The sequence below is a fragment of the Escherichia sp. R1 genome (assembly GCF_003000935.1).
Taxonomy (GTDB): Bacteria; Pseudomonadota; Gammaproteobacteria; order Enterobacterales; family Enterobacteriaceae; genus Escherichia; species Escherichia coli.
In genome coordinates this window covers 1-11,455 of sequence record NZ_PSRU01000039.1, presented here as the reverse complement: position 1 = coordinate 11,455, position 11,455 = coordinate 1, and the positions used below count along the sequence as shown (strand labels likewise).

Genomic DNA, 11,455 nt, shown 5'->3' with positions numbered 1-11,455 from the left:
GGCCAGGCCTCAGCATTTTATTATGGTGATCCCCTGGGCGAAATGCGCCTGGTAAGCAGAGTTTTTGAAATGTAAGGCCTTTGAATAAGACAAAAGGCTGCCTCATCGCTAACTTTGCAACAGTGCCGTGCAGACAGAAACCGTAAACACCGGCATTGACATGCCGGGGAAGCCCTTATAGTACAATAATTCTCTATATCCAAACTGACCCCGATGAGAAAAGCATGGAGACGTTGAGCACCAATCTGCAACTCGCCCGGCTGGTTGGCGTTCAGGGGACGCCGGCAACCATCATTGGCGACGAGATGATCCCCGGCGCGGTATCGTGGGAGACCCTTGAGGCGGTGGTGAAAGAAAAACTGGCGGTGGCCCATGCTCAGTAAACTGCGCCGCTGGCTGCGTGAAGGCGCGATCTTACTGGTTGTGCTGGCTGGCGTGATAATCCTGCTGGATGTCTGGCGTTCTCCGCAGATGCCGGCCATGTTTGACAGCACGCCGCTGCATACGCTGGACGGGGAAACCGTAACGCTGGCGTCGATCAGTGAAGAACGCCCGGTGCTGCTCTACTTCTGGGCGAGCTGGTGCGGTATCTGCCGTTTCACCACGCCGGATGTCGCCCGTTTGCAGTCGGAAGGGGAGAGCGTCATGACCATCGCGCTGCGTTCCGGTAATGACGGGGAGGTTTCCCGCTGGTTATCGCGTAAAAGGGTGACGTTCCCCGTCGTGAATGATAGCGGCGGTGAGATATCACGAAACTGGGAAATCAGCGTCACGCCAACGCTGGTGGTGGTGTCGAAGGGGCAGGTGGTAACTACGACCAGCGGCTGGACCAGCTACTGGGGCATGAAGTTACGTCTGTGGCGGGCAGCCATGTTTTGATAGCGTGCCGGGGAAACCCGGCATTTTTTAACCCATTGTAAGGATGTGTAAAACGAGCGGAGAGCGTGTTTTCTGTTATTTTTGCTGCTTTTTTACCGACGCCAGTTATTATTTTTTACCGCTGCCTGACGTTGCAAACCTGAATTGATAATGGCATATCTGTTTTAATTGAATGAAAGTCTGTGATACGTTCAGGCGATTTTTTCGATTTCCATTTTGACAGGGATAACAATTCAATGCGCAAGGGTAAAATTATTGTTGCATCAATGATGGTGCTTTGTGTCCTTATTTTTGTTGCGGCGGCGGCATGGTTTATGCTGTTCCAGGGAGAAATGACGGAGCCGACAGAGGAGGAAAAACAGGCGGCAATTTTACACGCTGCGGGCCTGATGAAATCAGAGACCCAGGATAAAAAATCAGTCGAAACGCTCTATCATCGTTATATTATTCAACGCCATGTTAATTTAGATTCCGGCGAACTGGTGGCTGGCAGCAGCGCGGACACCGCGCGGCAGAAGTGTGAAAAACTTGCCCCTGAACGCGACCCAGCGCAGGTTCGTCAGCGCTGTACGGTGGCGGATGTGTTCTTTGTGAAAGATAAAAATAATGAAATTCAGCAGGTTATCATTCCAGTTACCGGTAAGGGTGCGAAATCCATGATGCATGCGTTTCTTGCTCTGGGGCTGGACGGTCGTACGGTGAGAAATCTGTATTATTATCAGCAACGGGAAACGCCGTTTCTGGGGGCTAGGGTGGAAGACGCCAACTGGCGCAAACAGTGGCCAGGGAAACGATTATTAGATAACAGCGGACATCCTGCATTGAAAATAGTACAGGATAAACCTGAACATGCCGATGAATATACCGTTGACGGTATTTCCGGTGCGACGTTGACATCAACCGGCGTTGAGAAAAGTATTAACTACTGGATGGGGCCGCAGGGATATGGTCAATTCTTACAGCGTCTTGCCAGCGATCGAAATAACCTTAATCTTTGAATATTGCTGTACGCAATAACGCGTTTTATTTCTGCCTGCCGATAATGAATAATATCACTGTCGGCAGGGGGATTTATTCCTCTGTTACCGCGCCTGCCTTGCCGTTAATTCCATGAGAAAAACAGGGAGATAACGTCCCTTTTATCAACGCATAATGTGTGTGTTCATCACGATTTGATGAAATAAGTTTACATAACTTGTCGTCTGCTGACATTTTTATGATCCAGGTCATGTATAACGCGACAAAAAGATATGATAATAATTATCATTTGTATTCTTTGGCGGTGTGCACGTGCGTAACTTCCGTAACTCTTTGTTGGTTACTCTCTTTGGCTTGTTTATAAGCATGAGTGTCTGGGCGTCGACGAATTATGCGCCTTTGATTGAAGATATCGAGCAACGTCTTGATAAAACAGCGGAACTTTATCAGCAACAGCATGCCGACGAGGCGCGCCGCACGGTACAAATGGCCTATTTTGAGGTGTTCGAGAACCTGGAAGGGCCGATCCGCATCAACATTTCCGCGCGCAAAAGTTACGAGATGGAGAGCGCATTCGGCGAGATCCGTCGAATGATTGGCGAGAAAAAACCGCTCGCTGACGTCCAGGCGCGCATTGACTGGCTGAAAGCCGCACTGCGCGAAGTGGAACCGGTGCTGGATGGCGGACATCGTCTGGTGGCCGAAGAGCAGCACAACGCGCTGTCCAGGGACGACATTGCCGTTCACTGGCAGGAGAGTTTCAGGACGATCGACGATCTGCTGGCGCAGGCGGTCACTGAATATCAGGCCGGGAATTACAGCGTTGCCAGTCAGCACGTTCAACAGGCGCACTATCAGGGCTTTAAAAACTCTGAGATGGAGATGTCCCTCAGACAAAACCGTTCTGCAAAAGATGCCGCCTCCATTAACCAACAATTCTCATCCCTGATTGCGCTGACCGCGCAACCTGACCATCTCAACGATGTCTCCTATCAGGTCACTACGCTGCTACAGGATATCGAGGATATCTTACCCGGCTTGCCAACCACCCGTGACGATCAGCAGGTTGCCGCAGCGCAAAGCGCAGACAACATTCCGGCGGCGGACGAGGGAAATAACCGCACCGACTGGGCTGAGGTGACGACGGGAATTAACCAGAGCATTCAGGACGCGATAGCGCGCTATCAGGGCGGCGATGCGAAGAATGCGATTCTGGATATCCAGGATACCTACTTCGACCGCTTCGAAGCCAGCGGCATGGAAAACAAAATCGGCTCTCGCGATTCGGCATTTAAAACCACGCTGGAGGCGTATTTTACCCGCCTGGTCAGTCTGATGAAGGCCGGTCAGCCGGTTGAGCGCCTGAATGCAGAGGCCAGCGCGCTGACGCAGGATCTGCAAAAAGCCGTGACGATGCTGGGCGAAGGCGAAGAAACCCAGTGGAGTCTGCTGCTCTATAGTCTGATGATCATCGTGCGCGAGGGGCTGGAAGCGCTGCTGATTGTTGCGGCAATCGTGGCCTACATGGTGAAAAACAACCATCAGGATAAGCTGCCGCTTATTCGTCAGTCGGTAATTGTGGCGCTGATCGCCAGCGTCATCACCGCCGCTATCTTCCAGATGCTGTTTACTAACTCCGGCGCCAGCCGTGAACTGCTGGAAGGCATAACGATGCTGATTGCCGTCGTGATGCTGTTCTTTATGAGTTACTGGCTGCTGTCCAAAGTGGAAGCGCGCCACTGGAAAGCCTGGCTGGAAGGCAAACTGTCTCATTCCCTGTCGCGAGGCTCCCTGGTCGGACTATGGCTGACCAGCTTCCTGGCGGTGTACCGCGAAGGGGCGGAAACGGTGCTGTTCTATTACGCTCTGATTGGCGATGCAAACACGGTATCCGGCCATATGGCGATTGGCGCCGGTTTTGTGATTGGCTGCGTGGTGCTGCTGCTCGCCTGGCTGGTGATGCGTTACTCAGTGGTGCGCCTGCCGCTGAAACCCTTCTTTATGTTTACCGGCAGTTTCATGTATCTGATGGCCTTCGTCTTTGCGGGCAAAGGCGTTCTGGAACTGGTGGAAGGCAAACTGTTCCAGCCTACGTTGATTAACGGCTTCCCTGAAATCAGCTGGCTGGGGATTTATCCCTACGTGGAAACGTTGTTACCGCAGGTCGTATTGCTGCTCGCGGCGCTGGTGGCGCTGTGGGTGATGCGGCGCAAAAGCGCGGTTCCCGGGGAGACGATAAAAAATAACCCATAATCGTTGTATAGCCGTTGTTTTAGACGAGAGGATACGTTTGATGACCATGAAGAAAACCCTGATTGCCAGCGCAGTGATGGCCAGCATTTTCATTGCGCCAGCCGCGTTTGCTTTTAAAGAGTACCCGGCAGGCGAGCCTGTCACCATGAATGAAATGGAGCTGGCGGCCGTTTACCTGCAACCGATTGATATGGAACCGCGCGGCATGGGCTTACCGGCAGCAAAAGCCGATGTTCACCTTGAAGCGGATATCCACGCTGTAGAAGGCAATAAAAACGGCTTTGGCGCAGGGGAATGGATCCCGTACCTGACCATCAGCTACACCCTGGTCAACAACGACACGGGCGAAAAACAGGAAGGCACCTTCATGCCGATGGTTGCCAGCGATGGCCCGCACTATGGCGCGAACATCAAAATGATGGGCGTGGGCAACTATAAAGTGACCTACCACATTGAACCGCCGTCAAAAGCCGGGATGCATCGCCATACTGACAGCGAAACAGGCGTAGGCCGCTGGTGGAAACCGTTTGATGTGAGCTACGAGTTTAAATATGTCGGTCTGAACTAAAACCGACTAACCAACGCGCCAGGAGGATTCCCCCTTCTGGCGCGTTGGTCAGACCGATCATATGCCCGTCGCTTAATTCAACCCGCCGTACAGAGTCGAAGTTATGAGTTACTTTTTCGTCACGACGCTACAGGTCTTTTTCTGCATTGCGCTTCTTTCCGGTGTTCTCTGGAGTCGAAACGATCCTCCCTCTTTACGTCCGCTGACCTGGACGCTGCTGACCGGGCTGATTGCCGGCGTGCTGGCGGGACTGTTTATTCACGGCAGCCAACCGGTACAACTGCTGCTGGTTGGGGCGGAGGTCATGGTATCGCTGCTGTTTGTCCTCAGTTTCTGGTGGGCTTCAACGCGTATCCGCTATCTGTGGCAGGGGATTCTGATTTTCGGCGCTGCCCGCCATTGGGCGCTGGACCCTAATCTGGGCGGGCTGACCAGTACGCATGTGCTGAATACTGACCTGCTGTTAAACCTGACGGCCGTCGTTCTCGCTTTTGCGATCCTCTGTCTGGCGGGCGTACTCTGCGCGATGCTGCTGCGGCGTATTCGCGGCCTGTACTGGCCGTTAACGCTGATTCTGCTGGTGATGATCTGGCTGCCGCTGAGCGGCAACCTGCTGTTGTTGCTGATGAAATTACAGGTTGTTCCGCTGGGAAAATCACTGCTGAGCTTCGTGGCGAAAGTCACAAATAACACGGCGCTGTATAACTGGGCGGGAGCCGCGCTGCTGCTGGCCCTGGCGCTGTGCTGGCTTCCGGCGCTGTTGCGGGCTTTTCGACAGACGCGGGAAACCGAAGAACCGATTGCTCACCGTCTGGCGCTGGCGCAGCGTCGCAACGCTTTGCGGCTGTGGTTGGTCACAATCGGCTGCGCGGTGGTCGTTATCGCAGGCCAACTGTGGTGGGATAAAGTGGCCTCGCAGCCGCCGCAACTCTCTGAAGCCGTGCCCGTAACGCTGGGGAGCGATGGCATGGTGCGCCTGCCGGTTGAACAGCTTCGTGACGGTAAACTGCATCGTTTCGTCTGGGTGGCGGACGATGGCAAAGCGGTGCGCTTCTTCGTGATTAACCGCTATCCCGACAAGCTGCGTTTTGGCGTGGTGTTCGACGCCTGCCTGCTGTGCGGCGATCAGGGTTATGTCATGGAGGGCAATCAGGTTATCTGCGTCGCCTGCGGAGTGCATATTTTTATTCCGTCTATCGGCAAGGCCGGTGGCTGTAACCCGGTGCCGATTGAAAACTGGCACAATGATGAAAAAGAGCTGGTGATCCCCGGTAAAGAACTGGCGACAGGGGTGAACTACTTCTCGACGGTCATGACTATTAAAGTGACCGATCCGGTCGATGGTTCAACGTTGACCAATACCTCAGCCGATTACAAATACAGCTATGGCGGCAAGACCTGGTTCTTCTCGTCAGAGGCTAACTATGAACGCTTCCGTGAAACGCCGGAGCAGTTTGTTCCTGCCGACATGAGGGAGGAATAATCATGCTGTGGCGGATGTTACGACAATCCTGGGGGCGCAATTTACGCCGCAAAGTGCTGGCGATAATCACCGTTTTTCTGGCCTCCAGCCTGATCTCGGCGCTGCTGGCGGTGTCCATTGATATCGGCGACAAAATGTCCAGAGAGCTGAAGTCTTATGGTGCGAACATTTTGATTGAACCCGCCGGACAGGCTGCGCTGCCCGCGCTGTTTAGTGAGAGCAGTAATCCGCTTTCCGGTCAGGATTTTCTTGATGAAGCCGAGCTGCCGAACATCAAAGATATCTTCTGGCGAAACAACATTGTCGGGTTTGCGCCGATGCTCGGCGGCGAAGCCAGCGTGGAGGGAGAACCAGTGCGGATTCTGGGCACTTTCTTCAGTCAGCCAGTGGATATTCCTGATGAAGAGGGATATGAGACGGGGCAGAAAACGGTCAGCCCATACTGGCAGGTGACCGGCGACTGGCCGCAGGAACCCGCAGGCGCAGAGCCGCAGACCTTAGTCGGGCACGCGCTGGCGCGGCAAATGGGCTGGAAACCCGGTGATAAGCTGACATTACGTACCGAAGGCGAAGCAGTGCAGGTCACCGTCAGCGGTATCCTCTCCAGCGGCGGCGATGAAGATAACCAACTGGTGATGCCGCTAAGCACGGTACAGCACCTGCTGGGGCTCCCCGGAAAAGTGCAGGCGATTCGCGTCTCGGCGCTGACGGTGCCGGAAAACGAACTGTCCCGCCGCGCGCGGGAAAACCTGGACGCGCTCAATGCCGAAGAGTACGACCTCTGGTATTGCACGGCCTATGTGTCGTCGATCGCGCATCAGCTGGAAGAGGCGATTTCCGGTGCGGAAGTGCGCCCGGTATGGCAGGTCGCGGCGTCCGAAGGGGTGGTGATCGATAAAATTCAGTTGCTGATGGCGGTCGTTACCGTCGCGGCGCTGGTGGCTTCCGCAATGGGGATCGCCTCGCTGATGACCAGCACCATTATGGAACGCGCCAAAGAGATCGGTTTGATGAAAGCGCTGGGTGCGCGACAGTGGCAAATTATGCTGCTGTTCTACCTGGAAGCGGCGTCCAGCGGGCTGGCTGGCGGTGCGCTGGGATGTATTGCCGGGTGGGGGCTGGCGAAAGCGATTGGCGTCATGCTCTTCGACGCGCCGCTTAATTTTGCCTGGATTGTGGTGCCGTGCGTACTGGTGATTGCGGTACTGATTGCGTTGATCGGCACCTGGTTCCCGGCCCGGCGGATTGCCCGGCTGTATCCTGTGGAGGTGCTGTATGGCCGCTAAACGTACCATGCTCTGGCTGCTGGTGTGGCGGGCGCTGCGTCTGCGTTTTCAGCGGGTCAGCGTGGTGTTTGCCGCGCTGATGGTGGGGGCGACCATCGTGACGGCGCTTTTTGCCGTCTGGTTCGACATTAACACCAAAATGAGCGAAGAACTGCGCACCTTCGGCGCGAATTTTTACATCGGGCCGGGGCACGGTTCCAGTATGCCGCAGCAGGAGTTGCAGAGCATTCTCGATCAGGCGCCGCAGGGGCTGGTGCATGGCGCCAGTCCGTGGTTGTACGGCATGGCGCGTACCGAGCTGGAAAAAGTGGTGATGGTTGGCGTGTGGTTCGAGTCGCTGCAAAAACTGGTGCCGTACTGGCAGGTCACCGGTAGCTGGATTGGCGTTAGTTTTGACGACCGTAATGCGATGATCGGCGTCAAACTGGCGGAACGCCTCAACGTGCAGCCGGGCGACAGCATCACGCTGGTGGATCACAATCAGCGTAAGAATTTGCAGATTAAAGGCATTGTGGAGTCTGGCGATGCGACGGACAACATGCTGATCGTCAGCCTCGACGTGGCGCAGGCCTGGCTGCATCAGCCGGGCAAAATCAGCCACGGCTTGCTGAGCGTCAGTAACGATGTCGGCCAGGTGGAGAACTATGCCAGCCGGTTGCAGGCGCAGTATCCTGACCTGGAGATTCGTCCGGTGCGTAAGGTCTCTGCTTCCGAAGGGCAGGTGCTGGATAAAATTAAAGGTCTGATGGGACTGGTCTCGATCGTGATTCTGGCGCTCTCTTCGCTGTGCGTGAATACCACGCTGATGGCGATTGTCGGCGAGCGGGCGCGCGAGTTTGCGCTGCAAAAAGCGCTTGGTTCCAGCAACGGCGATATCGTGCGGCAAATTCTGCTGGAAACCAGCATCATCGCGCTGGCGGCGGTGGCGTGCGGCTGGGTGCTGGGATATTTGCTGGCGCAACTGTTGGGATTAACGGTGTTTAATGCCGCCATTTCACTGCGTCTGCCGGTGTTGCCCATTACTCTGGTGTTGTCTTTACTGGTCGCCATTCTGGCGGCGATTGTTCCGGTGCGACGCGCGGTAAGCGTCGAGCCTGCTAAAGTGCTGAAAGGAGAGTAGCGCCATGTCCGTTACGCATATCCCTCAGGTGGCGATCGAAACCCGCCACTTATACAAACGGTTCGGTGACGTTACCGCCCTGGATGACATTAATCTGCGCATTGCGCAGGGTGAATTTGTCGCCATTATGGGCGCTTCTGGTTCTGGTAAAACCACGCTGATGAATATTCTGACGTGCCTTGATACGGCGACGGAAGGGCAGGTGTTTCTTGATGGCACCGATGCCGCCGCGCTGGATGAAGAGGGGCGCCGTCGCTTTCGCGCCGAGAAAATCGGCCTGGTATTTCAGCAGTTCCATTTGATCCCGTTCTTAACTGCGCTGGAAAACATCATGCTCGCCCAGCATTACCACAGCGTGGTGGATGAAGCGGCGGCGAGGAAGGTGCTGGAACAGGTAGGGCTTGGGCATCGTGTGACGCACCTGCCGAGCCAGCTTTCCGGTGGTGAGCAGCAGCGTGTGTGTATCGCCCGGGCGCTGGTCAACGAACCGCCGGTTATTTTCGCGGATGAACCGACGGGCAACCTGGATGAAGAGAATGAGCAGCGGGTGCTGGATCTGCTCACCGATCTGCATCGTCAGGGGCGCACGATTGTGATGGTGACGCACAACCCTGCGCTTGGGCAGTTTGCCGACCGTATTCTGCGGCTGCAACACGGTAAATATCTGGGTGAGGAGGCCAATCAACATGCGCTGGCATAATGTGCTGTTACTCGCGGCGGCGATCCTGATAAGCGGGTGTAAAGAAGAAAAGCTGGCGGTCGGGGCACCGGCCCCGGCGCTGGCGGCGTTTGATCTGCAAGGCCAGGAGTCAGGCCTTGAACGCTGGCAAGGAAAGGCGGTGTACCTGAATTTTTGGTCTGCGGGATGCGGGGGGTGCCTAGCGGAAATGGACACGCTGGAAGCGCTGAGCAAAAAATGGGGCGATAAAGTGGTGGTTGTGGCGGTCAATACCGACCCTGAAACGGTCAGGATCAACGATCTGCTGGCAAAACATCAGATAACCTATCCGGTGGTGCGCGATCAGCTCAACATTACCCAGGAACGTTATCAGGTGATCGGCACGCCGACCTCCGTACTGATTGACTCCGAAGGACGCGTTCTGGAGCTACACCAGGGTATGCGTAAGCCGTCTGAGTTAGAGGCCACGTTTGCGCGCCTGGCGGCGCGATGAACGACGCGTACGGAGAGATACCCAATGGCATTTATCTGGAACGACGAAAGCCTTGCGATTCTGCGGGAAAACGCGGGCATCCTCACGACAGAGCAGATAGCGCAACTGCTTCACACTAATATTACCGCCGTGCGGAATATGGCCTATCGGCTGAAACTGAGCCTTCGGGTGACGGCGTATAATCACCGACGCATAGCGCAGGTTCAGGCGCTTTATGCCTCTGAGACGTTGAGTCTCAAAGAGATCGCGGCGAAAACGGGGCTGACGGCCAGTACCGTGCAATATATCGTGTACGTGAAATCAAAAAATAAGCCCTACGCCACCACGGAATATGTCTCTTTTGAAACGGAGAACGCCGTTCATTACCGCGTGCAAAAAGAATTTGTCGATACGGAACGTTCCCTGCTGGACAACATCTCTGATAACACGCGATTTCGTGAACTGTATCTGACGGACGGCACTTTTTATTGCGCCCGCAATATTAAGTATGAGGTTTTTATCTCGGAGTAACCGGAACACGCTGACCTGCCGGTTATCTTCTGGAATCTCCCGTTTTGCGAAACCGTTCCCGGAAAAATGTCATATTTCTGTCACACTCTATGAGGATTGATAACAACAAGAGGTTGTAGGGATGAAAAAATTGATACTCGCCGCCGCTGTGGCAGGGGCTGTTTTATTGTCGTCCGCCGCGCAAGCGCAGACAACGCCGGAAGGTTATCAACTGCAACAAGTGTTGATGATGAGCCGACACAACTTGCGCGCGCCGTTGGCCAATAATGGCAGCGTGCTGGAGCAGTCCACGCCGAATCAGTGGCCGGAGTGGGATGTGCCCGGCGGGCAGCTCACCACGAAAGGCGGTGTGCTGGAAATTTATATGGGCCACTACATGCGAGAATGGCTGGCGGAGCTGGGGATGGTCACGTCAGGCGAATGCCCGACGCCGGACACGGTATATACCTATGCCAACAGTCTGCAACGCACCGTTGCGACGGCACAATTCTTTATCACCGGCGCTTTCCCTGGGTGCGACATTCCGGTACATCATCAGGAAAAAAATGGGCACGATGGACCCAACGTTTAATCCGGTGATCACCGATGACTCTGCGGCGTTTAGCCAGAAAGCGGTGCAGGCGATGGAAAAAGAGCGCAGCCAGATGCAGCTTGACGACAGCTATCAGCTGCTGGCGCAGATGACGGACTACAAAGATTCACCGTCCTGCAAAGAAAAACAGCAGTGTTCGCTGACCGAAGCCAAAGACGCCTTTAGGGAAGGTGCGAATAAGCAGGTCATGTCTTCCCAAGCTGACTCGTTGATTAAAATTTCGCGGATCTGGGCCGATTTTTGTCCCGCAAACACATCGAATCAGCCTATTTAGGCTATTTTTTCCACCATTTCTGGTGTTATTTCCGGTTTTTACTGAGATCTCTCCCACTGACGTATCATTTGGTCCACCCGAAACAGGTTGGCCAGGGTGAATAACATCGCCAGTTGGTTATCGTTTTTCAGCAGCCCCTTGTATCTGGCTTTCACGAAGCCGAACTGCCGCTTGATGATGCGAAACGGGTGCTCCACCTTGGCACGGATGCTTATACGATCCCGCAACGCGGGGATACCCAGTGGTCGCAGTTTGCCGTTGCTTTTAGGGATGTAAACCCGTCTGGCGGGCAAGGGCTGGTAGTGGCCTGAGAGTAATTCATCCCTGAGGATTTGCAGCT

General features: G+C 54.8%; 12 protein-coding genes and 3 pseudogenes. 13 read left to right on the top strand and 2 right to left on the bottom strand.

The genetic code is table 11. The annotated features are described in order from the left end of the window. From C4F37_RS25960 to C4F37_RS25895, 13 genes and pseudogenes are all read left to right on the top strand, one after another. Positions 1-75 (top strand): annotated as a pseudogene (locus tag C4F37_RS25960) (IS6 family transposase); the annotation flags it as partial. Positions 76-212: 137 nt separating this feature from the next. Continuing rightward, positions 213-383, top strand: a pseudogene (locus C4F37_RS25955) (DsbA family protein); the annotation flags it as partial. After that, positions 373-879, top strand: a complete 507-nt coding sequence (locus C4F37_RS25950) for a protein disulfide oxidoreductase (protein ID WP_000949452.1) — start codon at positions 373-375, stop codon at positions 877-879. The pseudogene C4F37_RS25955 and the gene C4F37_RS25950, both read left to right, overlap by 11 nt. 182 nt (positions 880-1,061) lie before the next feature. Then, positions 1,062-1,877, top strand: a complete 816-nt coding sequence (locus tag C4F37_RS25945; RefSeq protein ID WP_012372823.1) for a Na(+)-translocating NADH-quinone reductase subunit C — start codon at positions 1,062-1,064, stop codon at positions 1,875-1,877. 346 nt (positions 1,878-2,223) lie between these two features. Continuing rightward, positions 2,224-4,110: an FTR1 family iron permease gene (locus tag C4F37_RS25935; protein WP_000118029.1), complete on the top strand. Its 1,887-nt coding sequence runs from the start codon at positions 2,224-2,226 to the stop codon at positions 4,108-4,110. 40 nt (positions 4,111-4,150) lie between these two features. Further along, a complete protein-coding gene (locus C4F37_RS25930; RefSeq protein ID WP_000178050.1) occupies positions 4,151-4,678 on the top strand; it encodes an iron transporter in 528 nt (175 codons plus the stop codon). Positions 4,679-4,781: 103 nt separating this feature from the next. Then, entirely contained in the window at positions 4,782-6,161 is a 1,380-nt protein-coding gene (locus C4F37_RS25925) for a Fe-S-containing protein (RefSeq protein ID WP_000119836.1), read from the top strand. Between the two features lie 2 nt (positions 6,162-6,163). Further along, positions 6,164-7,447 carry an ABC transporter permease gene (locus C4F37_RS25920; protein WP_000964653.1) on the top strand — a complete coding sequence of 428 codons (1,284 nt, stop codon included), beginning with the start codon at positions 6,164-6,166 and terminating at the stop codon, positions 7,445-7,447. Beyond that, complete coding sequence (locus C4F37_RS25915) at positions 7,437-8,567, top strand: ABC transporter permease (protein WP_000729218.1); 1,131 nt, start codon at positions 7,437-7,439, stop codon at positions 8,565-8,567. The genes C4F37_RS25920 and C4F37_RS25915 overlap by 11 nt, the downstream gene beginning before the upstream one ends. Before the next feature lie 4 nt (positions 8,568-8,571). Then, on the top strand, positions 8,572-9,267 hold the full coding sequence (locus tag C4F37_RS25910; RefSeq protein ID WP_000117262.1) for an ABC transporter ATP-binding protein: 696 nt from the start codon (positions 8,572-8,574) through the stop codon (positions 9,265-9,267). After that, entirely contained in the window at positions 9,254-9,739 is a 486-nt protein-coding gene (locus C4F37_RS25905; protein WP_001267176.1) for a TlpA family protein disulfide reductase, read from the top strand. The genes C4F37_RS25910 and C4F37_RS25905 overlap by 14 nt, the downstream gene beginning before the upstream one ends. Before the next feature lie 24 nt (positions 9,740-9,763). After that, on the top strand, positions 9,764-10,249 hold the full coding sequence (locus C4F37_RS25900; RefSeq protein WP_000874189.1) for a hypothetical protein: 486 nt from the start codon (positions 9,764-9,766) through the stop codon (positions 10,247-10,249). A 121-nt stretch (positions 10,250-10,370) separates the two neighbouring features. Next, positions 10,371-11,004, top strand: a pseudogene (locus C4F37_RS25895) (histidine-type phosphatase); the annotation flags it as partial. Here the strand turns inward: C4F37_RS25895 and C4F37_RS28310 are convergent. Continuing rightward, the gene (locus C4F37_RS28310; RefSeq protein WP_306174585.1) at positions 10,948-11,172 is read right to left on the bottom strand and encodes a hypothetical protein; all 225 of its coding nucleotides are present in this window, start codon (positions 11,170-11,172) and stop codon (positions 10,948-10,950) included. The pseudogene C4F37_RS25895 and the gene C4F37_RS28310 overlap by 57 nt on opposite strands. Then, positions 11,154-11,455, bottom strand: a 302-nt coding sequence (locus C4F37_RS28065; protein ID WP_223364203.1) for a transposase, incomplete at its 5' end; no start/stop codon positions are given. The genes C4F37_RS28310 and C4F37_RS28065, both read right to left, overlap by 19 nt.

Coding starts and splice junctions, on each gene's coding strand:
- C4F37_RS25950 (WP_000949452.1), top strand. CDS start 373: ATGCTCAGTAAACTGCGCCGCTGGCTGCGTGAAGGCGCGATCTTACTG.
- C4F37_RS25935 (WP_000118029.1), top strand. CDS start 2,224: ATGAGTGTCTGGGCGTCGACGAATTATGCGCCTTTGATTGAAGATATC.
- C4F37_RS25930 (WP_000178050.1), top strand. CDS start 4,151: ATGACCATGAAGAAAACCCTGATTGCCAGCGCAGTGATGGCCAGCATT.
- C4F37_RS25925 (WP_000119836.1), top strand. CDS start 4,782: ATGAGTTACTTTTTCGTCACGACGCTACAGGTCTTTTTCTGCATTGCG.
- C4F37_RS25920 (WP_000964653.1), top strand. CDS start 6,164: ATGCTGTGGCGGATGTTACGACAATCCTGGGGGCGCAATTTACGCCGC.
- C4F37_RS25915 (WP_000729218.1), top strand. CDS start 7,437: ATGGCCGCTAAACGTACCATGCTCTGGCTGCTGGTGTGGCGGGCGCTG.
- C4F37_RS25910 (WP_000117262.1), top strand. CDS start 8,572: ATGTCCGTTACGCATATCCCTCAGGTGGCGATCGAAACCCGCCACTTA.
- C4F37_RS25905 (WP_001267176.1), top strand. CDS start 9,254: ATGCGCTGGCATAATGTGCTGTTACTCGCGGCGGCGATCCTGATAAGC.
- C4F37_RS25900 (WP_000874189.1), top strand. CDS start 9,764: ATGGCATTTATCTGGAACGACGAAAGCCTTGCGATTCTGCGGGAAAAC.